The organism is Levilactobacillus parabrevis (genome assembly GCF_044051715.1).
Classification (GTDB): domain Bacteria; phylum Bacillota; class Bacilli; order Lactobacillales; family Lactobacillaceae; genus Levilactobacillus; species Levilactobacillus parabrevis.
Genome location: NZ_CP168688.1, coordinates 954652 through 975868, shown reverse-complemented (window position 1 = coordinate 975868; position 21217 = coordinate 954652). Strand labels below are relative to the sequence as shown.

At 46.8% G+C, this 21217-nt stretch carries 29 protein-coding genes; 2 read left to right on the top strand and 27 right to left on the bottom strand.

The annotated features are described in order from the left end of the window. Positions 1–70: 70 nt before the first annotated feature. The 26 genes from secY to rpsL form a co-directional block, all read right to left on the bottom strand. Positions 71–1402 (bottom strand): preprotein translocase subunit SecY, encoded by a 1332-nt coding sequence (secY, locus tag ACEPSU_RS04685; RefSeq protein ID WP_020090128.1) that lies wholly within the window; start codon positions 1400–1402, stop codon positions 71–73. After that, positions 1402–1836 (bottom strand): 50S ribosomal protein L15, encoded by a 435-nt coding sequence (rplO, locus tag ACEPSU_RS04680; RefSeq protein WP_020090129.1) that lies wholly within the window; start codon positions 1834–1836, stop codon positions 1402–1404. The genes secY and rplO overlap by 1 nt, the downstream gene beginning before the upstream one ends. Before the next feature lie 35 nt (positions 1837–1871). Continuing rightward, entirely contained in the window at positions 1872–2054 is a 183-nt protein-coding gene (rpmD, locus tag ACEPSU_RS04675; RefSeq protein ID WP_020090130.1) for a 50S ribosomal protein L30, read from the bottom strand. Between the two features lie 14 nt (positions 2055–2068). Beyond that, positions 2069–2572 (bottom strand): 30S ribosomal protein S5, encoded by a 504-nt coding sequence (gene rpsE, locus ACEPSU_RS04670; RefSeq protein ID WP_020090131.1) that lies wholly within the window; start codon positions 2570–2572, stop codon positions 2069–2071. A gap of 22 nt (positions 2573–2594) precedes the next feature. Next, complete coding sequence (gene rplR, locus ACEPSU_RS04665) at positions 2595–2960, bottom strand: 50S ribosomal protein L18 (RefSeq protein ID WP_027826031.1); 366 nt, start codon at positions 2958–2960, stop codon at positions 2595–2597. A gap of 38 nt (positions 2961–2998) precedes the next feature. Beyond that, entirely contained in the window at positions 2999–3535 is a 537-nt protein-coding gene (gene rplF, locus ACEPSU_RS04660; RefSeq protein WP_020090133.1) for a 50S ribosomal protein L6, read from the bottom strand. Positions 3536–3565: 30 nt separating this feature from the next. Continuing rightward, entirely contained in the window at positions 3566–3964 is a 399-nt protein-coding gene (rpsH, locus tag ACEPSU_RS04655; RefSeq protein WP_020090134.1) for a 30S ribosomal protein S8, read from the bottom strand. A 33-nt stretch (positions 3965–3997) separates the two neighbouring features. Then, entirely contained in the window at positions 3998–4183 is a 186-nt protein-coding gene (locus ACEPSU_RS04650) for a type Z 30S ribosomal protein S14 (protein WP_081624603.1), read from the bottom strand. 19 nt (positions 4184–4202) lie between these two features. After that, a complete protein-coding gene (gene rplE / locus ACEPSU_RS04645; RefSeq protein ID WP_020090135.1) occupies positions 4203–4745 on the bottom strand; it encodes a 50S ribosomal protein L5 in 543 nt (180 codons plus the stop codon). 25 nt (positions 4746–4770) lie between these two features. Beyond that, positions 4771–5082 carry a 50S ribosomal protein L24 gene (gene rplX / locus ACEPSU_RS04640; protein ID WP_020090136.1) on the bottom strand — a complete coding sequence of 104 codons (312 nt, stop codon included), beginning with the start codon at positions 5080–5082 and terminating at the stop codon, positions 4771–4773. Between the two features lie 36 nt (positions 5083–5118). After that, positions 5119–5487: a 50S ribosomal protein L14 gene (rplN, locus tag ACEPSU_RS04635; RefSeq protein WP_020090137.1), complete on the bottom strand. Its 369-nt coding sequence runs from the start codon at positions 5485–5487 to the stop codon at positions 5119–5121. 50 nt (positions 5488–5537) lie between these two features. Further along, positions 5538–5804, bottom strand: a complete 267-nt coding sequence (gene rpsQ, locus ACEPSU_RS04630) for a 30S ribosomal protein S17 (protein WP_020090138.1) — start codon at positions 5802–5804, stop codon at positions 5538–5540. A 28-nt stretch (positions 5805–5832) separates the two neighbouring features. After that, the gene (rpmC, locus tag ACEPSU_RS04625; RefSeq protein ID WP_020090139.1) at positions 5833–6027 is read right to left on the bottom strand and encodes a 50S ribosomal protein L29; all 195 of its coding nucleotides are present in this window, start codon (positions 6025–6027) and stop codon (positions 5833–5835) included. Further along, a complete protein-coding gene (gene rplP, locus ACEPSU_RS04620; protein ID WP_020090140.1) occupies positions 6017–6451 on the bottom strand; it encodes a 50S ribosomal protein L16 in 435 nt (144 codons plus the stop codon). Before rplP ends, rpmC begins: the two co-directional genes overlap by 11 nt. A gap of 1 nt (position 6452) precedes the next feature. Beyond that, entirely contained in the window at positions 6453–7112 is a 660-nt protein-coding gene (gene rpsC / locus ACEPSU_RS04615; RefSeq protein WP_020090141.1) for a 30S ribosomal protein S3, read from the bottom strand. 3 nt (positions 7113–7115) lie between these two features. Beyond that, the gene (gene rplV, locus ACEPSU_RS04610; protein WP_020090142.1) at positions 7116–7472 is read right to left on the bottom strand and encodes a 50S ribosomal protein L22; all 357 of its coding nucleotides are present in this window, start codon (positions 7470–7472) and stop codon (positions 7116–7118) included. A gap of 16 nt (positions 7473–7488) precedes the next feature. Next, positions 7489–7764 carry a 30S ribosomal protein S19 gene (gene rpsS, locus ACEPSU_RS04605; protein ID WP_020090143.1) on the bottom strand — a complete coding sequence of 92 codons (276 nt, stop codon included), beginning with the start codon at positions 7762–7764 and terminating at the stop codon, positions 7489–7491. Between the two features lie 78 nt (positions 7765–7842). Next, positions 7843–8691, bottom strand: a complete 849-nt coding sequence (rplB, locus tag ACEPSU_RS04600) for a 50S ribosomal protein L2 (protein WP_020090144.1) — start codon at positions 8689–8691, stop codon at positions 7843–7845. Positions 8692–8717: 26 nt separating this feature from the next. After that, positions 8718–9005 carry a 50S ribosomal protein L23 gene (gene rplW, locus ACEPSU_RS04595; RefSeq protein WP_020090145.1) on the bottom strand — a complete coding sequence of 96 codons (288 nt, stop codon included), beginning with the start codon at positions 9003–9005 and terminating at the stop codon, positions 8718–8720. Next, positions 9005–9628 (bottom strand): 50S ribosomal protein L4, encoded by a 624-nt coding sequence (gene rplD, locus ACEPSU_RS04590; protein WP_020090146.1) that lies wholly within the window; start codon positions 9626–9628, stop codon positions 9005–9007. The genes rplW and rplD overlap by 1 nt, the downstream gene beginning before the upstream one ends. A gap of 21 nt (positions 9629–9649) precedes the next feature. Next, positions 9650–10300, bottom strand: coding sequence for a 50S ribosomal protein L3 (gene rplC / locus ACEPSU_RS04585; protein ID WP_020090147.1), 651 nt, complete (start codon positions 10298–10300; stop codon positions 9650–9652). A gap of 38 nt (positions 10301–10338) precedes the next feature. Beyond that, positions 10339–10647 (bottom strand): 30S ribosomal protein S10, encoded by a 309-nt coding sequence (gene rpsJ, locus ACEPSU_RS04580; protein ID WP_003638059.1) that lies wholly within the window; start codon positions 10645–10647, stop codon positions 10339–10341. Positions 10648–11044: 397 nt separating this feature from the next. Then, complete coding sequence (locus tag ACEPSU_RS04575; RefSeq protein ID WP_395322958.1) at positions 11045–12373, bottom strand: MATE family efflux transporter; 1329 nt, start codon at positions 12371–12373, stop codon at positions 11045–11047. 202 nt (positions 12374–12575) lie between these two features. Next, complete coding sequence (gene fusA, locus ACEPSU_RS04570) at positions 12576–14675, bottom strand: elongation factor G (protein ID WP_020090149.1); 2100 nt, start codon at positions 14673–14675, stop codon at positions 12576–12578. Positions 14676–14865: 190 nt separating this feature from the next. Continuing rightward, the gene (gene rpsG, locus ACEPSU_RS04565) at positions 14866–15336 is read right to left on the bottom strand and encodes a 30S ribosomal protein S7 (RefSeq protein ID WP_020090150.1); all 471 of its coding nucleotides are present in this window, start codon (positions 15334–15336) and stop codon (positions 14866–14868) included. A gap of 72 nt (positions 15337–15408) precedes the next feature. After that, the gene (gene rpsL, locus ACEPSU_RS04560) at positions 15409–15822 is read right to left on the bottom strand and encodes a 30S ribosomal protein S12 (RefSeq protein WP_020090151.1); all 414 of its coding nucleotides are present in this window, start codon (positions 15820–15822) and stop codon (positions 15409–15411) included. Between the two features lie 264 nt (positions 15823–16086). On the opposite strand from rpsL, the gene ACEPSU_RS04555 reads away from it, so the two are divergent. After that, on the top strand, positions 16087–16746 hold the full coding sequence (locus ACEPSU_RS04555) for a prepilin peptidase (protein WP_395322957.1): 660 nt from the start codon (positions 16087–16089) through the stop codon (positions 16744–16746). Between the two features lie 177 nt (positions 16747–16923). After that, complete coding sequence (locus ACEPSU_RS04550; protein ID WP_395322956.1) at positions 16924–17148, top strand: hypothetical protein; 225 nt, start codon at positions 16924–16926, stop codon at positions 17146–17148. Positions 17149–17555: 407 nt separating this feature from the next. Here ACEPSU_RS04550 and rpoC read toward each other — a convergent pair whose 3' ends face one another. Then, positions 17556–21203, bottom strand: coding sequence for a DNA-directed RNA polymerase subunit beta' (rpoC, locus tag ACEPSU_RS04545; protein WP_020089832.1), 3648 nt, complete (start codon positions 21201–21203; stop codon positions 17556–17558). Between the last annotated feature and the right edge of the window lie 14 nt (positions 21204–21217).

Genomic DNA, 21217 nt, shown 5'->3' with positions numbered 1-21217 from the left:
TTTCAAAATTATTAGCCTGAAATACACAAGCAGGTGTGCCAATTAGATCAACACACCCGCTGGAAACTCATTAAGCTGGTTCTGGACCTTGAGGGCCATTTGACGACCCTTGAATAAAGCCGACGTATTCGCGCTTCATCATCAATCCGTCTACCTGACGCATGGTTTCGATAGCCACACCAACGACGATTAAGAGGCTGGTACCACCTAAACCAATTGACTCATCTAAGTCCCAAAGATTTTGGGCTAACAACGGAATTAAGGAAATGAATCCAAGGAAGAGTGACCCAACAGTGCTGAGTCGCATCAACAAACTGGAAACGTATGACTGCGTTTCGTGACCAGGCCAAACACCAGGAATGTAGCTCCCCTGCTTTTGCAGGTTCTCAGACAACTTTTCTGGGTTAACTTGAACGAACGCATAGAAGAACGTGAACACAATGATCAGAACGGTGTACAGAATGGCACCATCAAAGGTTTGCATGTTGAAAAGATTCGTCATGGTTTGGTACCAAGCATCTTGCGAATGCGTGTTTTGGAATGCCATCAAAATAGTTTGAGGCGTTGCAATAAACGAACTTGCGAAGATAACTGGGATAACCCCAGCCACGTTAACCTTTAATGGAAGGTAACTGGAATCTGGCGAACCAGAAACCCGACGCGTGTACTGCATTGGAACTCGCCGTTCGGCCTGTTGAACCCACGTCGTAAACGTGATGATCAACAATACCAAAACAACTAATCCTAATACGAAGAGCACGCTCTTCCACATGTCACCAGTTGCGATGTCAACGAAGTAATCTTTGTAGAGTTTGTAGACGGCAGTTGGGGTCCGAGCAATGATACCTGCGAAGATAATCATTGAAATCCCGTTACCTAACCCACGATCGGTAATCATATCACCCATCCAAGTGGTCAACATGGTCCCACCAGTCAGGATTAACCCGATTGAGAGGTATGTTGCGACACTAGGATTTTGCACCAATTTCATTGAGCTAAGCGCACTGAAACCGGCAGTGATCCCGATCGACTGAACGAAAGCCAAGGCAATCGCTAAGTAGCGAGTGGCTTGGTTTAACTTCCGCCGTCCAACGTCCCCTTGCTTACTCCATTCAACGAAGCGCGGAACGATGTCCATCTGTAGCAATTGAATAACGATTTGTGCAGTGATGTAAGGTGAAACCCCCATCGCGAAGATGGAATAGTTGGTTAACCCACCACCACTGAAGGTATCTAAAATACTAACTAACCCAGAAGACGCAACGCTTTGAAGTGCCTTCGCGTTAATGCCGGGGACAGTAATATAGGTACCCAACCGAAAGACAATCAAAACCAGAAGAGTAAAGAGAATCTTTTTACGAATATCTTTAATCTTAAAAGCGTTTTTTAAGCTTGTGAGCATTAAATCACCTCAGTCTTACCACCAGCAGCTTCGATAGCTTCGGCAGCTGACTTGGAGAACTTAGCGGCCTTGACCGTCAACTTCTTCGTTACTTCACCGTTACCTAAGATCTTAATACCGGCCTTTTCGTTCTTCACGATGCCAGCTTCAACCAAGGCAGCTGGAGTAACTTCAGCACCATCATCAAAGACGTTCAAAGCGGATAAGTTTACGACAGCAAATTCCTTACGGTTAATGTTGGTAAACCCACGCTTTGGAATACGACGGTACAGTGGCATTTGGCCACCTTCAAAACCCAAACGGGTCTTGCTACGAGCCTTTTGACCTTTTTGGCCACGACCAGCAGTCTTACCGTTACCAGATGAATCACCACGACCAACCCGGTTACGAACCTTCCGTGAGCCTTCAGCAGGTTTTAATTCGTTCAACTTCATGCTATTGCGCACCTCCTTATAAAATGAAATGAGTACTACTTAACTTCTTCAACTTTAATCAAATGTGCGATTTGGAAAAGCGCACCGCGAGTTGCTTCGTTGTCTGGTTGAACAACCGTGCTGTTCACACGGTTCAAACCAAGAGCAGCCACGATCTTCCGCTGTTTAGGGAGGCGGTGTGCAACACTATGAATTAAAGTAACTTTTAATTGAGCCATTTTAATACCCCTCCTTATTCAGCTAAGTGTTGAAGAGAGACACCACGGAGAGCGGCAACTTCTTCAGCACGCTTCAACTCAGCAAGGCCAGCAAAAGTGGCACGAACTGCGTTAACTGGCGTGTTAGAGCCAAGACGCTTTGAAGTAACATCAGCAACACCGGCTAATTCCATGACGGAACGAACGGCACCACCGGCAGTAACTCCAGAACCTTCAGCAGCAGGCTTGAGTAAGATCTTGCCCCCACCATAAAGACCGAGTGCTTCGTGAGGAATGGTAGTTCCCACGATTGGAACTTCGATCAAGTTCTTACGAGCGGCTTCAACAGCCTTACGGATAGCTTCTGGGACTTCTTGTGCTTTACCAGTACCAAAGCCAACGTGACCGTTCTTATCGCCGACAATTACAAGTGCTGAGAACCGAAGACGACGGCCACCTTTAACAACTTTGGTGATCCGGTTGATAGCAACAACGTTGTCTTCAAGTTCTAACTTGTCGGGATCAATAAATTTTGCCATGTGTGGTTATTCCTCCTTACTGTTAAAATTCCAGCCCGTTTTCACGAGCAGCTTCTGCCAATGCTTGAACACGGCCATGGTACAAGTACCCACCACGATCAAACACGACGTTGCCAATCTTCTTTTCGACAGCGCGCTTAGCAACTAAAACACCAACAGCCTTAGCTTGGTCAGTCTTGTTGTCGCCAGACACTTCGCTATCTAACGTTGAGGCACTAACAAGCGTGACACCCGCTACGTCATCAATGACTTGAGCGTAGATGTTTTTGTTAGAGCGGAAAACGTTTAAGCGTGGGCGTTCTGCAGTTCCAGAAATTTTGTTCCGGACACGCGTATGACGCTTTTGACGTGTCTTGTTCTTATCTGGTTTTGTAATCAAAATAGTCACCTCTTTGTAGAATTATCAGCAATTAAGCTGCGTTACTGTTACTTACCAGTCTTACCTTCACGAATCCGAACGTATTCGTTTTCGTAACGGATACCCTTACCCTTGTAAGGTTCTGGTGAACGAACGGCACGGATTTCGGCGGCAAAGTCACCGACTTCTTGCTTGCTGATACCAGAAATGTTGATGGTCGTGTTATCAGGAACCTTAACTTCCAAGGTTTCTGGAATTGCCATTTCAACAGGGTTGGAGTAACCAACGCTCAATACCAAAGTCTTACCCTTAGCTTGAACACGGTAACCAACACCGACCAGCTTCAAAGTCTTAGCGAAACCATTAACAACACCTTGAACCATGTTGTTTAAGTTAGCACGCTGAGTACCGTGAAGTGCACGGGTCTTGTTGTTGTTGTCTGGACGGTCAAAATCAACCGCACCGTCACTAATTTTCATGGTGATGATGTCAGAGAAAGTCCGGGTTAAAGAACCTTTAGGACCTTTGACAGTAACTTGATCACCATCGCGTTTTACGTCAACGCCGGCTGGGACATCGACAGTTTTATAACCAATACGACTCACTGTAAGGCACCTCCTATCTTCTTAAAAGTATTACCAAATGTAGGCGAGAACTTCGCCACCGATTTTCTTGGCACGCGCTTCTTTATCAGTAACGACCCCTTCTGAGGTTGAGATGATAGCGATACCTAAACCGTTTAATACCTTTGGTACATCGTCGGCCTTAACGTATGAACGTAAGCCGGGCTTGGAAATACGCTTCAAACCACTGATAACACGTTGGTTATCCTTACCGTACTTGAGGAATACGCGGATGATACCTTGTTTGTCATCATCGATGTATTCAACATTACGGATGAAACCTTCGCGCTTCAGGATTTCAGCGATGTCGCGTTTAATTTTAGATGCAGGTACTTCGAGTGATTCGTGACGCACCATGTTGGCGTTACGGATCCGCGTCAAGAAGTCTGCAATAGGATCAGTCATGGACATTAACGTTTACCCTCCCTTTGTTTAAAATTCGTTTTACCAACTAGCCTTCTTCATACCAGGAATTTGACCCTTGTGGGCAAGTTCGCGCAGGCAGATACGGCAAAGGTGGAACTTTTGATAAACAGAGTGTGGACGTCCACAACGTTCGCAACGAGTATATTCTTGTGTAGAGAACTTCGCAGGACGCTTGTTCTTAGCAATTTGTGATTTCTTAGCCAATTTGTGTGAACCTCCTTAATTAGTGTGAGAACGGCATACCGAATTGAGTCAGCAATTCGCGTGACTCTTCATCAGTGTTAGCCGTTGTAACGATAACAATGTCCAAACCACGAACACGGTTAACGTTATCAAAGTTGATTTCTGGGAAGATCAATTGTTCCTTGATCCCCAAAGTGTAGTTACCACGGCCATCAAAGGCACGAGAACTAACACCATGGAAGTCACGAACACGTGGCAATGACACGTTGATCAACTTATCCAGGAATTCGTACATCCGGTCCCCACGAAGGGTAACCTTTGCACCGATTGACATACCTTCACGAAGACGGAAGGTTGCGATTGACTTCTTGGCCTTAGTAACCAATGGCTTTTGACCAGAAATCAAACCAAGTTCTTCAACGGCTTCGTCGAGGTTCTTAGCGTTGGTAACAGCATCACCAACACCCATGTTCAAAACGATCTTTTCGATCTTCGGCGTTTGCATAACAGAGCTGTAGCTGAATTTTTCCACCAATGATGGGGTAATTTCATTAACGAACTTTTCTTTTAAACGAGCTGACATGAAATTATGTTCCTCCTTTCAGTGATTATTTGTCGATGGTTTCGCCGGACTTCTTAGAGAACCGGACTTTGTGACCATCTTCAACACGAACGCCAAGCCGGGTTGGTTCGTTGTTCGAAGGATCAATAAGCATAACGTTGGATGCGTGAATTGGTGCTTCAATATCAATAATTCCGCCTTGGGGATTAGTTTGAGAAGCTTTTTGGTGCTTCTTAATCATATTGACGCCTTTAACGATCACGCGGTTCTTAGCATTAAGGACTTTGGAAACAGTACCTTCCTTGCCTTTATCCTTGCCAGCGATCACGCGGACCTTGTCACCAGTTTTAATAAGCATTCCTGTGGGCACCTCCTTGTTTAACATGATTCTTGATTACAGTACTTCGGGTGCTAATGAGATAATCTTCATGAAGTCGTTGTCACGTAATTCACGTGCAACTGGTCCAAAGATCCGAGTCCCTTGTGGGCTCTTGTCGTCTTTAATCAGCACAGCAGCATTTTCATCAAAACCGATGTAAGAACCATCATTACGACGTACACGAGACTTCGTACGAACAACAACAGCCTTGACTACATCACCTTTTTTGACAACGCCACCTGGTGTTGCTTGTTTGACAGTAGCAACGATGACATCACCGATTCCGGCATAGCGACGTTTTGAGCCACCCAGAACCTTGATAGTCAGGATTTCCCGGGCGCCGGAATTGTCGGCGACCTTTAAGCGACTTTCTTGTTGGATCACAGCTAGTGTCCTCCCTTCAGATCTAGTTCAGAATACGATAAAAACGACACCTAAATGATTACTGCTTTTTCAACAATGTCGACTAAGCGGAACCGCTTGGTAGCAGATAATGGACGAGTTTCCATGATTTCAACAATATCGCCGGTTTGGGCTTCGTTATTTTCGTCATGTGCCTTGTACTTCTTGGAGTACTTGACACGCTTGCCATATCTTGCATCCGTCTTCGTCGTTTCTACAACGACAGTGATCGTCTTGTCCATTTTGTCAGACACGACACGACCACGGTAAACCTTGCGGTTATTACGTGCATCACTCATGTATTAGTGACCTCCTTCTTATCGTATTCTACTTGTTCAGTTCTTGTTGGCGAAGAGCGGTCTTAATCCGCGCAATGTTCTTGCGAACCTGCTTCAACCGTGCGGTGTTTTCCAATTGACCAGTAGCTAATTGGAAACGCAGGTTGAATAATTCGTCCTTGTAGCTCTTTTCTTTATCGAGCATTTCAGCAGTGGTTAATTCGTTGATTTCTTTAGTCTTCATTAGATTCGCCACCTACTTCCTCTCGAGATAAAACTTTAGTGCGAACGGGAAGCTTCATGGCTGCAAGACGTAATGCTTCGCGGGCAGTTTCTTCTGAAACGCCACCCACTTCAAACATAACCTTGCCACGCTTAACTGGGGCTACCCAGCCATCAGGCGTACCTTTACCATTACCCATCCGGACCCCAACACCTTTAGCAGTGTAGGATTTGTGAGGGAAAATCTTAATCCAAACTTTCCCACCACGCTTCATGTAACGTGTAATTGCAACACGGGCAGCTTCGATTTGACGGTTGGTAATCCACTTGGAATCCAACGCTTGCAAACCGTAGTCACCGAAAGCAACGCTCTTGCCACCCTTGGCTTCGCCACGTAGCTTACCACGGTGGACACGACGGAACTTTACTCGCTTAGGTACCAGCATGCTATTTCCCTCCTTGTCCGTTAGATTGTTTCTTTTCAGGCAGAATTTCGCCACGGTAGATCCAGGTCTTAACACCCAGAGAACCATAAGTGGTGTGAGCTTCTACCCAAGCGTAATCGATATCAGCACGTAACGTGTGCAGAGGAACCGTACCTTCAGCATAGCTTTCGACACGGGACATGTCAGCACCGTTTAAACGGCCTGATACTTGCGTCTTGATACCCTTGGCACCAGAACGCATGGTTCGTTGCATCGTTCCACGCATAGCGCGACGGAATGCAACACGGCCTTCCAATTGACGGGCGATGTTTTCGCCGACCAATTTGGCATCCAGATCTGGCTTCTTGATTTCCACGATGTTGATGTGGACACGTTTGCCAGTTAAGTCGTTCAATTCCTTACGGAGATTTTCGACTTCTGAACCACCCTTACCAATAACCATACCTGGCTTGGCAGTGTGAATTGAGATATTGACGCGGTTTGCAGCCCGTTCAATCTCAACAGTTGAAACAGATGCGTCAACAAGACGCTTTTCAATAAACTTACGGATTTGAAGGTCTTCCTTCAGGTAAGCAGCGAAATCCTTTTCAGCATACCACTTTGCTTCCCAGTCGCGAATGATACCGACCCGTAATCCAGTTGGATTTACTTTTTGACCCACGCGTTATCCCTCCTTTTTTTCAGATACAACAACCGTAATGTGACTCGTACGCTTGTTGATTGGTGAAGCAGAGCCCTTGGCACGAGGACGGAACCGCTTAAGGGTTGCGCCTTCGTTCACGTAGGCTTCGCTAACAACTAAATCTTGACGATCTAAGTCAAAATTATTTTCTGCATTAGCAATTGCTGAGTTCAAAACCTTTGCCACAACCGGTGATGCTCCACGCGGTGTGAACTTTAAAATAGCGATCGCTTCAGCGACGCTCTTGCCGCGGATAAGATCGATGACAAGGCGGACTTTGCGAGCAGCAATCCGAACCGTCTTAGCAGTCGCTTGCGCTGATGTAACTTGTTCAGCCATTAGTTAATCCTCCTTATCAACGAGTTGTTTTGTCGTCGCTACCATGACCACGGAATGTCCGGGTTGGTACGAATTCGCCAAGCTTGTGGCCAACCATATCTTCTTGAATGTAAACTGGGACATGCTTCCGTCCATCATATACAGCAATGGTTAAACCAATAAAGCTAGGGAAAATAGTAGACCGGCGGGACCAGGTCTTAATGACGGCCTTCTTGTCTTGATCCTTCTGCGCATCAACTTTCTTTAATAAGTGCGCATCGGCGAAAGGTCCTTTTTTCAAACTACGACCCATTATGAAACCTCCTCTACTTGTGGCGCATCGCTACACGCGATGATCACCAGGTCTCTCGACATCCGAATAATCGGATGATTACATCTTAGAACCTTTACGACGACGTACGATGAACTTGTTGCTCTTGTTCTTCTTAGAACGCGTCTTCTTACCAACAGTCTTCTTACCCCATGGAGAAAGAGGAGATGGTAAACCAACAGGTGCTTTACCTTCACCACCACCATGTGGGTGATCGTTAGGGTTCATAACTGAACCACGAACGTGAGGACGTTGACCAGCCCAACGAGTACGGCCGGCTTTACCAACGTTAACCAGTTCATGTTCTTCGTTACCTACGGCACCGATAGTTGCACGGTTAACCTTCAGAACCATCCGAACTTCACCAGATGATAAACGAACTAACACGTACTTGTCATCGTTAGCTTTACCTAACAATTGTGCTGAAGTCCCAGCAGAACGGACCAATTGGCCACCCTTACCTGGCTTCAATTCGATGTTGTGAATAACAGTACCGAATGGAATGTTAGCTAATGGCAAAGCGTTACCAGTCTTGATATCAGCTTCTGGACCAGATTGAACCTTGTCGCCAACCTTTAAGCCCTTAGGAGCAATGATGTATGACTTGATACCGTCAGCGTAAACTAATAAGGCAATGTTAGCAGTCCGGTTAGGATCGTATTCGATAGCCTTAACAGTTGCAGGAACATCATCCTTAATACGCTTAAAGTCGATGATCCGGTATTGACGCTTGTTACCACCGCCACGATGACGGACAGTCATCTTACCAGCGTTGTTACGGCCGGCAGTATGGCTTTGTGAATCAAGCAATGACTTTTCAGGAGTCGTCTTAGTGATGACGTCTTTGTAAACCAAGCTCGTCATGTTACGACGACCATTGCTTGTTGGTTTGTATTTCTTAATCGCCACGTTATTTCCCTCCTATATCTGAGATTTTATTCTTCGTTGAATAACTTGATTTCTTTTGAGTCGGCAGATAAGCTGACAATGGCCTTACGACGCTTCTTAGTGTAGCCTTCGTAACGTCCTTGACGCTTCTTCTTACCTTTCAAGTTCATGATGTTGACTTTAACAACTTTAACGTCAAAGATGTCTTCAATAGCATGCTTGACTTGGGTCTTAGTTGCTCGTACATCAACGTCGAACGTGTAACGCTTGTCATCCATAGTTGCCATTGAGGCTTCAGTAACAACTGGACGTAAAATAATGTCACGTGCTTCCATTATGCGAGCACCTCCTCTACTTGAGAAAGAGCTGGTTGCGTGATCACTAACTTATCAGCATCAGCAATGTCGAGGACATTCAAGCTCTTGGCAGGAATAACCTTAACGTTGGCTAAGTTGCGGGCTGCTAAAGCAGCAGTAACGTTGTCGTCTTCAAGAACAACTAACGTCTTAGTCGTGACATTCAAACCAGCAAGCACTGAAGCAAATTCTTTCGTCTTAGGAGCATCAAATGCTAACCCGTCAACTACGACGAAGCTATCATCGAGAACCTTTTGTGAAAGAACAGACTTCAATGCTAAACGGCCGACCTTCTTAGGAAGGTGGTAACTGTAAGAACGAGGGGTAGGGCCAAAGACCACACCACCGCCAACCCATTGTGGTGAACGGATTGAACCTTGACGTGCCCGACCAGTACCCTTTTGACGCCATGGCTTCTTCCCACCACCACGAACGGCACTCCGGTTTTTAACGGCGTGAGTTCCTTGGCGAAGAGATGCCCGTTGCATCAAAATTGTGTCGAATACGACGCTTTCGTTAGGTTCAACACCGAAGATATCGGCATTCAAAGTAACGTCGCCGTTTTGGCTACCATCTTGTTTGTATAATGCTACGCTTGTCATTTAATTATCCTCCCTTCCTAATTAGTTTTCAGAATGCTTTGGGCGTGGTGGGCGAACAGCACTCTTAACAGTAACGAGTGACTTGTTGGCACCAGGCACATTGCCCTTAATCAACAGAACGTTGTTATCAACGTCAGCCTTAACGATCACAAGGTTTTGGATAGTAACTTGCTTGTTACCCATCCGACCTGGAAGCTTCATGCCAGGGAATACCCGGTTAATGATAGCACCCAGAGAACCTGGACGACGGTGGTAACGAGAACCATGGGCCATAGGGCCACGGCTTTGACCATCTTTATGAATGTTACCTTGGTATCCATGACCTTTAGTGACACCAGTGACATCAACGATGTCTCCTGCTTGGAAGGTATCAACTTTAACTTCGTCTGCTACCTTGTAATCTCCCAGCTCAACATCTCTGAATTCACGAATGAAGCGCTTAGGAGTCGTGTTTGCTTTTGCTACATGACCTTGTTCGGGCTTGTTGCTGAGTACTTCACGCTTGTCTTGGTAACCAAGTTGAATGGCATCGTAACCGTCGTTTTCCATCGTCTTAACTTGCAACACTACGTTTGGGGTTGCTTCGACAACAGTAACGGGGATTAATTCGCCAGCATCAGTGAAGACTTGCGTCATCCCGACCTTTTTCCCTAAGATTCCTTTTGTGGTCATGAGTACACCTCCGATTATATTGTATTTATTTTGAAAAATTATAACTTGATTTCGATGTCAACACCGCTAGGCAAGTCGAGCTTCATTAATGAGTCAACTGTCTTTGGCGTTGGGTTAACGATATCAATCAAACGCTTGTGCGTCCGCATTTCGAATTGTTCACGTGAGTCCTTAAACTTATGTGGTGAACGTAATACGGTGTAGATCGTCCGTTCAGTTGGTAATGGAATTGGACCAGAGATAGTGGCACCAGTTCTCTTAGCTGTTTCAACGATCTTGTCCGCTGATTGGTCGAGGATACGATGTTCGTAAGCCTTCAACCGAATCCGAATTTTTTGTTTTGCCATTGTGTTCCCTCCTTCGTCTATTTTAAAAATAAGACTAACTCCGTGGAAATTCCCGCCACACCCTCATGGCAAAGCGGCCGGGTGTGTCGCAATCTCCCACATCATCGCTTAAGCTTTGAGCTCTCCCCCGGGGATATTAAAATACCCTCGGATTTACAGCACTTGACTATCATACTAAATAAAACGCCGTCTGACAAGGGTTTTCGTAGAATTAGTCAATCTTTTTTGTGAAATCGCTGACCAATTTGACACAGATCAATTCAACATAAATTTATTTGTGCCAAACCAGGCTTAAATTTACCAGCAACTTCTTCGAATAACTAGTTCAACCTGAACATGGCCTCATTACCCGCTATTGTGATAGCCACGGCCTCTCGCAACCATTTCGGCTACGTAATTAACGCAACTTCTTCCTATTAAATAGCACTCTTGCCAACAACCACCCGATTAGACAAGTGAGGACATCAGCAGCTGGTTGCGCCCAGATGATGCCGTGGTACCCCAGGAAATGTGCACCTAACACGATCATCAGGTAGAACACTACCCCCTGCCGCGCAATCGACATGATAAAGGCCCCACTGGCCTTCCCCGTACTCTGAAAGACCGTTGTATAGACGAGAACGGCTCCCACAAACGGCGTCGTCACCAGGAAGACCCGCAGCATATACGTTCCAGCACTGATAACTGCCTGATTATGTAGGAACAGACCAATGATCTGCGGCGCAAATATCATGAGAATCACCGCAAAGACCAGCGCATAGACAACTTCCACCATCAAATCGAAATGGAGAATCTTCTTAAAACGCTTCTGGTTATTCGCACCAAAGGTATACCCAATTAGCGGCTGCGCACCAAAGGCAAAGCCCACCATCACTAGCATGATAATCATATAGACCTTTAAGACGATCCCCATTGCAGCCACCCGGGTTGCCCCGTAGTCGACCAGGTAGCGATTCAAGACTGCCGTTCCAAATGCCTGCATCAGATTCGTGATTGAACCAGGAATCCCAATGAACAGAACCTGACGAATCAGCTGGATATCAATCCGACTAAGCTTGATATCAATCGAAATGACCCGGCAGTAACGCTTTGTTAGGTACACTAGGAGTCCAGCCGAGACCGTGTAGCCAATCACTGTGGCTAGCGCCGCACCGGCAGCGCCTAACCCCATTGGGAAAATCAGTAACGGATCCAAGATGATCGTAATCACGGTTCCCACCATAGTGCCGACCATCGACTGTGTGGCGAAGCCCTCCGTCCGAATCAGATTACCCGGAACAATCGAGACAATGATCGGCATCGCACCAATCGCCATGATCCGGTAGAACTGCTCAGCATAGGGATAAGTTGCCGTTGTGGCTCCCAGTGAATGTAAAATTGGCCGACTAAATCCCAAGAGAATGACCGTCGTCACCAGTCCGAGAACGACTGCCCCATACAGGCAAAAACTGCTGACCCGGCTCCCAGTGGCGTAGGCCTTTTCACCCAAAAGCCGTGAAATCAGCGAACTACCACCGAGACCAAAGATATCGCCAATCGCAATCAAGAAGGAAAACAACGGCGTACACAGCGCGACCCCGGCAACTAGATTCGTATTCTGCGTTTGGGAAACGAAGAAGGTATCAGCCAGATTATAAATCATGCTGGCTACCATACTCAACACAACGGGCAATGCGAGCTTAAAGTACGCTCGCGGAATCGGCGCCCGCTCAAATAACTCTTCCATAACTCACTCTCCTACTTAGCTTCAAACGCACGAGGATTATTATAACGCAAAGCACCACGTTCTGTCAGACCATGTTTTCTCGGCCTCTCTCCAGTTAAATCTGCTTGTCCCGCCACCCCCAGCGGTCACCATCAAAAATACTGGATAAAAAAAGCGCCTCACCATAACGGTGAGACGCTTTATTTTAGAGAATAACTAGACTCTAGTCTTCGACTGGAGTACCGCCATTCTTTTTGATAATATCAGCTTGAACACTCTTTGGCGTTGGTTCGTAGTGATCAAACGTCATGGTAAAGGTACCACGACCTTGTGATGCAGAACGTAACGTCGTAGCGTAACCGAACATTTCGGATAACGGTACGTAAGAGTGAATCATTTGTGCGTTCCCACGAGCTTCCATACCATCAACCTTACCACGACGAGCGGTAACTTGGCCCATGATATCACCCATGTATTCTTCAGGAACCAAGATATCAACCTTCATGATTGGTTCAAGAATAACGGGACCAGCACTTTGGACGGCCTTACGTAAAGCCAAGGAAGCGGCAACCTTGAAGGCTGCTTCACTAGAATCGACTTCGTGGTAACTACCATCGTATAACTTGGCCTTAACATCAACCAATGGGTAACCGGCTAAGACACCGTTTGCCATGGCTTCTTGCAGACCTTGGTCAACTGAAGGGATAAATTCACGAGGAACAACCCCACCAACGATAGCGTCTTCGAATTCGTAACCCTTACCACGTTCGTTAGGGGTGAATTCGATCCAAACGTCACCATATTGACCTTTACCACCAGATTGACGAACGAACTTACCTTGGACCTTAGTTGACTTCGTGAAGGCTTCACGGTAGGCAACTTGAGGGGCACCAATGTTAGCTTCAACCTTGAATTCACGCTTCATCCGGTCGATGATGATATCCAAGTGAAGTTCACCCATCCCAGCGATCAGAGTTTCACCAGTTTCAGGGTTAGTTTCAGCCTTGAAAGTTGGGTCTTCTTCAGAAAGCTTTTGTAAGGCGTTGTTCATCTTATCTTGGTCAGCCTTCGTCTTTGGTTCAACGGCAACCTGGATCACAGGATCTGGGAAGTTCATTGATTCCAAATGTAATGGGTGATCAGGGTCAGTCAAAGAGTCACCAGTAGTGGTGTTCTTCAAACCAATGGCCCCGGCAATATCACCGGAGAAGACTTCTGGAATTTCTTGACGGTGATTTGAATGCATTTGCAGCAAACGACCAACACGTTCACGCTTGTCCTTCGTAGCGTTAAGTACGTAAGAACCAGATTCCAGAGTACCGGAGTAAACCCGGATGTAAGTCAAACGACCAACGAATGGGTCGGTAGCAACCTTGAATGCCAAGGCAGCAAATGGATCGTCATCGTTAGCACGTAAAGTAACGGCTTCGTCAGTGTCAGGAACAGTGGCGTTGTATGGCTTAACATCCAATGGAGATGGTAAGTAGTCCACAACGGCATCCATCAACATCTGAACACCCTTATCTTTGAAGGCAGAACCAGCAAAGACAGGGAACATGTCCAAACGTAAAGTGGCACGACGGATAGCAGCCTTTAATTCCTCTTTGGTGATTTCTTCACCTTCGAGGTACTTTTCCATGATTTCATCATCAACGTCAGCGACGCTTTCGATGATGCCTTCATGACGCTTCTTTGCTTCTTCAAGCATGTCGGCAGGAATTTCAACAGTGTCCCATGAGGAACCCAATTCATCCTTGTCGTAAACGTAGGCTTTCATTTCGATTAAGTCAACAACCCCACTGAATTCATCTTCAGCACCGATAGCCATTTGCAAAGCAACGGCATTGGCTTGAAGACGTTCGTGGATAGAGTTTACTGAGAAGTCGAAGTCGGCACCCAGCTTATCCATCTTGTTAACGAAAACGATACGAGGAACATCGAAGTCTGAGGCTTGACGCCAAACAGTTTCAGTTTGAGGTTCAACCCCGGCTTGACCATCTAAGACGGTAACGGCACCATCAAGCACACGCAGGGAACGTTCAACTTCAACAGTGAAGTCCACGTGTCCTGGCGTATCGATGATGTTGATCCGGTGTTCTTTCCATTCCGCAGTAGTAGCGGCGGAAGTAATCGTAATACCCCGTTCTTGTTCTTGTTCCATCCAGTCCATTTGTGAAGCCCCATCATGGGTTTCACCAATCTTGTGGATCTTACCAGTATAATACAGGATACGCTCAGTAGTCGTCGTCTTACCGGCATCAATATGAGCCATGATACCAATGTTACGAGTCTTCTCAAGCGGAAATTCACGAGTATTAGCCATGATTAATGTGTAACTCCTCTCAATTTGATCATAGGTTGATTGTGCCAAAAGGTGGCTACTATCATCACACTGATTAAGTAGCCACCTCTCGATTAAGGGAAAATCCCTTAAGCTAGAGACGAAGGTGTTATGCAACACTCCGCTCTAACATTTTATCACACTGCTGGCAATGCAGCGCAATAGCTGCTTTTTACCAACGGTAGTGTGCGAAGGCACGGTTGGCATCAGCCATACGGTGCGTATCTTCACGCTTCTTAACAGCTGCACCCGTGTTGTTAGCAGCGTCCATGATTTCACGCGCTAAGCGTTCAACCATGGTGTGTTCGCCACGTAAACGGGAGTATTGAACCATCCAACGCAGACCTAAAGTGGTCCGACGATCTGGACGAACTTCGATTGGAACTTGGTAGTTTGACCCACCAACACGCCGAGCCTTAACTTCCAAGACTGGCATTACGTTCTTCATTGCTTCTTCGAAGACTTCAACTGGATCGTTACCAGTTTCGTTCTTAATGATGTCGAAGGCACCATAAATGATTTTAGTAGAAGTACCACGTTTCCCATCCATCATCGTGTGGTTAATCAAACGAGTAACCAACTTTGAGTTGTAAATTGGATCAGGAAGGACTTCACGCTTTTGTACGTTTCCTTTTCTAGGCATTGTTAATATCCTCCTCGAATGTTGTTTCAGACTGCTTGACGGCAACCGTGCAAGTCAGTCCAATCAGTCATCTTAGTCCTTAGGCTTCTTAGTACCGTACTTGGACCGACTTTGACGACGGTCAGTAACACCGGCAGTATCGAGCGCACCACGGATGATGTGGTAACGAACCCCAGGTAAATCCTTTACCCGGCCACCACGGATCAAAACAACACTATGTTCTTGAAGGTTATGACCGATACCAGGAATGTAAGCAGTCACTTCAATTAAGTTTGATAACCGTACACGTGCATATTTCCGCAAAGCTGAGTTAGGCTTCTTTGGTGTCATGGTACCGACACGAGTAGCAACCCCACGCTTTTGTGGAGCTGGATTCTTAACTTGAGCTTTTTTGAAACTGTTATACCCGAAGTTTAAAGCTGGGGCATCTGATTTAGAACTTTTAGATTTACGACCTTTACGCACCAATTGGTTAATAGTAGGCATCTAAATAGTCCTCCTTTCCTATTCTTGAGTTTAGTCCACACATCCAGGTGGTTCATTTTCCTTTAAAGAAAAAAGCCACTCGGACGCGGGTTCAATTGAAGTGTCTCTCCCGCCGTCAGTCAGCATGTCTGGTAATGATTACCCGAGACCTGTCTGCGAAAAGCACCTTTAATAGAATACCACGCCAGAAAACTCATGTCAATGAAGGTTTTTGGCTTTCCCCACAAATATTTCGCCTTCTTTTACGTAGTTAAGAGTATAGGGGTGAAAAAATTGGTGATAATTATTCTATTTATATATGGCAGTTGTCTAGGATCTCTACTGGTCGCCATGGCTAGTCGCTACGTCACTGGTGACTCCTACCTGTTCCCTGCCTCCCACTGCGACACTTGCCAGACGCCCCTCGCTTATTGGCAACTAGTCCCAGTCTTGAGCTACGCTTTACTGCGGGGAAAATGTCAGATCTGTGGGGTAACGATTCCAGCGGTTACTATCATCGTGGAAGTCGCTACTGGCCTATTAGCCACCACCGTGACCGACTGGGCCAGCCTTCTAATGGTCCTGTGGCTCGGACTCTGGGGATTCGCCGCCCTGTGCGATTGGCAAACACAAACCTTTCCCGGCTGGGTGAGCTGGCTGGCAACTGCGCTCTCACTTTGGCACCACTCTCCCATTGTCTGGCTACTCGTCTGTACCTGCTTACTAAGCATTCACCTACTCTGGCCACGGTGGCACCATCCCGCCATTGGTGACGGCGACCTAGAAATGATGGTCAGCTATGGCTTACTCTGGGGTATGACTGCAACTGCACATTGGCTGATGGTCGCTTGTTTGCTGGGACTTTGGCGAGCACGTGCCGGTGGCAGAATCGCTTTTCTTCCTGACTTGGTGATTAGCGCGGTTGGGTGGTGGCTGGTGGCGTGAAGGAAGATGCTTATGAGGTCGATGAACCATCAGTCACATGTAGTATTGTCATCGGTCACGATGCTTCTGTCCAAGTAATTTCAATCCCCGTTGGAGGGCCCAAAGTAGATAGTATATTCCACTTTTGGTATACTGCCGGTAAAGCCGCTGGTTGGCCGAGTCAAGAAGCCAAGTTACGTGCCACCGATTACGTTTACGCCAAAGGAGCCGTACACTATAAAAAATACTGAAGATGACCAAAAACTCGTCCTAGTTATTGATGAGCCGGAGACACGTGCCTTAACAACGGTTGAAAAAGAACAAATGGCCCGAAGAGATCAGGACCCTGCCTTTCAAAAATGGCTAGCTGCTAAGGAACGCGAAGCAGATTCTCTATTTAATTTACCCATTACGAAAGCGTAATATTGTCTCAGAATTTTCAGCTTCATTAAGAAACCAGTAGTTATCCTTTGTTGGATGACTACTGGTTTTTAAGACGTATTTTAATAGCAGACTGATGTTGCTGGTTTCTTGTTCAGAGCGTTTACTTGCTCTCGCCATACTATCCTGGTCCTGGCAACCTCCAAAACGTGTTCCCTCGGGCAGTCCCCTCCGCTTAACCCCAATAAGCACCGGCTCGGCTCCGCCGAACTGGCACTTATTGACGTTAATGCTCAAGGACTAACCGCCCTCACTCACACTCTGGTCGAAACGCGTTCCGCTAGCCAGATTCTTCCGCTTAACAAAAATAAGGCTCCTAGCCGGCAGTTGCCGACTAGGAGCCTTATTCTCGTTAATGCTCAGAATCTAAACAGGCTAGCTACACGCTCTTACGCCTGTGAATCCTCTTGCATTTGCTTTTCCAAATCGCTGATTGAGTAGACGCCTTCGGTTGACGAACCGCCAACTTCCTTGGGCTTGATCTGACGGTAATCTGGCATCCCAGTCCCGGCAGGAATAATCTTCCCAATAATAACGTTTTCCTTCAAACCAACCAATGGATCGTTCTTGCCACGAATAGCAGCGTCGGTCAAGACACGCGTCGTTTCCTGGAAGGATGCGGCTGACAAGAAACTGTTCGTTTCCAAGGCAGCCTTGGTGATCCCCAAGATAACTGGACGAGCCGTAGCGGCGATACCACCAGAAATTAACGTCTGGTAGTTGGCGCGACGGAAGTCTTGAATATCCATCAAAGTACCAGGCAAGACATCGGTATCACCCGGATCCATGATCCGAACTTTACGTAACATCTGCCGAACCATGATTTCAACGTGCTTATCACTGATAGCAACACCTTGCATCCGGTAAACACGTTGAACTTCACCTAAGATGTAAGTTTCAGTAGACAAGACATCGCGAACCCGCAGCATTTCCTTAGGATCAACAGACCCATAATTCAATGCTGACCCACGGTGAATGAAGTCGCCTTCGCTGACCCGCATACGAGCAGTGATTGGTAACGTGTAACTCCGCGTATCGGCTTCACCCTTAATGGTGATTTCCTTGGTCCGCTCTGCTGGGTTTTCTTCGATTGATTCAACCGTCCCAGTAACTTCAGTAATTTCAGCTTTACCTTTAGGGTTCCGAGATTCAAATAATTCTTGAACACGAGGAAGCCCTTGGGTGATATCTTCGTTCCCGGCAACACCACCGGTATGGAAGTTACGCATGGTCAGCTGAGTACCTGGTTCACCGATAGATTGCGCGGCAACAGTACCAACAGCTTCACCAACTTCAACTTCGTCACCAGTAGCCATGTTACGGCCATAACAATGTTCACAAACACCATGTTCAGTGTTGCAAGTAAAGGCGGAACGAATGGTAACTTCTTCAACACCAGCATCAACAATCTTTTGTGCTGTGTCTTCGACGATCATTTGGTTCTTAGGAACAATAACGTCCCCAGTCTTTGGATCGTAGACGGTCTTTTGGGTGTAACGCCCTAAAATCCGGTCGTACAATGGTTCGATCATTTCGTTACCATCAGTGATAGCACGAATCTTCAAACCACGGTCAGTCCCACAATCCTTTTCCCGAATGATAACGTCTTGCGCAACATCGACCAGCCGCCGAGTCAGGTAACCTGAGTTGGCAGTCTTGAGGGCCGTATCGGTCATCCCTTTACGAGCCCCATGGGTCGAAATGAACATTTCCATAACCGTTAGGCCTTCACGGAAGTTAGACGTGATAGGCAGTTCCATGATGTCACCACTAGGAGCGGCCATCAAACCACGCATACCAGCCAACTGCGTAAAGTTAGAAATGTTACCACGAGCACCAGAATCACTCATCATAAAGATAGGGTTCTGTTGGTCGAAACTGTGGATCAGAGCGTTTTGAATGTCATCCTTGGCATCGTTCCAGATCCCAATGACCCGTTCGTAACGTTCGTGGTCGGTAATCAACCCACGACGGAATTGCTTCGTTACCGTAGAAACCTGTTTGTGGGCTGCATCGATAATTTCTGGCTTTTCCTTCAAGTCGGTAACGTCGACCATCCCAACCGTTAACCCAGACTTCGTAGATTCGTCGTAACCCAAATCTTTGATCCGGTCCAACAACTTAGAGGTTTCAGTAACCTTGTATTGTTGGTAAACGGCAGCGATAATGTCGGACAAGAAGCCCTTCTTGAATGGGCCAACTAATTCAGCATTTTGCAGGTAATCGTGAATGTCTTCGCCCGGTGCCAAGAAGTACTTGTCAGGGACGTAGCCGTTCAGGTTCGTGCTGGTTGGTTCGTTCAAGTATGGGAATGACTTAGGCAGGATGTTGTTAAAGATCAACTTCCCAACGGTCGTTACCATAATCTTACCGCGCTGTTCATCGGTAAATGGCTTATCAGTCATGCCAGAGACTTGAACCCCGACGCGACTGTGCCAGTGAACCAAACCGTTACGGTAAGCCAAGACGGCTTCGTTGAGGTCGGTAAAGATCATACCTTCCCCTTCACGGTTATCTTCTTCCATGGTCAGGTAGTAGTTCCCGATAACCATATCTTGAGAAGGCGCAACAACTGGCTTACCACTGGCAGGTGCCAGGATATGGTGAGCAGCTAACATCAGCAAACGTGCTTCAGCTTGTGCTTCGTCAGATAATGGCACGTGAATGGCCATTTGGTCCCCATCGAAATCGGCGTTGTAAGCTTCACAAGCCAATGGGTGAAGACGCATAGCTTTACCACTAACTAAGACTGGTTCGAACGCTTGAATCCCCAAACGGTGAAGCGTAGGTGCCCGGTTCAACAGAACAGGGTGTTCCTTGATAACATCTTCAAGAACATTGAAGACATCGTCATCTTCACGGTCGATCTGGCGCTTGGCATTCTTAATGTTAGAAGCCAATCCACGCGCAACCAATTCCTTCATGATAAATGGCCGGAATAATTCCAAAGCCATTGGAACTGGCAGACCCATTTGGTTGAACTTGAGGGAAGGACCAACGTCAATAACGGAACGACCAGAGTAGTCAACCCGCTTCCCTAACAAGTTCTGACGGAAACGTCCTTGCTTCCCTTTCAACATGTGTGAAAGAGACTTCAGTGGACGGTTACCAGGACCAGCAACTGGACGGCCACGACGACCGTTATCGATCAAAGCATCAACGGCTTCTTGGAGCATCCGCTTTTCGTTTTGAACGATGATTCCAGGTGCATTTAAGTCCAGCAAACGCTTCAACCGGCTGTTCCGGTTGATAACCCGCCGGTACAAGTCGTTCAGGTCGGACGTTGCGAAACGGCCACCTTCGAGTTGTACCATTGGACGAAGATCAGGTGGGATTACCGGAATGGCATCCATTACCATCCATTCAGGACGGTTACCTGACGTCACGAAGGCTTCCAAGATGTCCAAACGACGAACGGCACGCGTCCGCTTTTGACCAGTGGCTTCCTTCAATTCTTCTTTTAATTCTTTAACTTCTTTATCCAGGTCTACGGCCATCAATAACTTCTTGATGGCTTCGGCACCCATTTCAGCCTTGAAGGCCTTGCTACCGTATTCTACGAGCTTGTCACGGTAATCCCGTTCGGAAAGGAGTTGCTTCTTTTCCAATGGGGTGTTACCTGGATCCAAGACAACGTAGGATGCAAAGTAGATGATTTCTTCCAGGGCACGAGGACTCATGTCGAGGACCAAGCCCATCCGACTTGGGATCCCCTTGAAGTACCAGATGTGGGTTACAGGAGCAGCCAATTCGATATGGCCCATCCGTTCACGACGAACCTTAGAACGGGTAACTTCAACACCACAACGGTCACAAACGACACCCTTGTAACGGATCCGCTTGTATTTCCCACAGGCACATTCCCAGTCCTTAGTAGGACCGAAAATCCGCTCGTCGAACAGCCCATCTTTTTCAGGCTTTAACGTCCGGTAGTTGATGGTTTCAGGCTTCTTAACTTCCCCGTAAGACCAGCTACGGATCTTATCAGGTGAAGCCAGCCCGATCTGCATGCTTTCGAACTTATTGACATCGACCAAAGAAGCGACCTCCC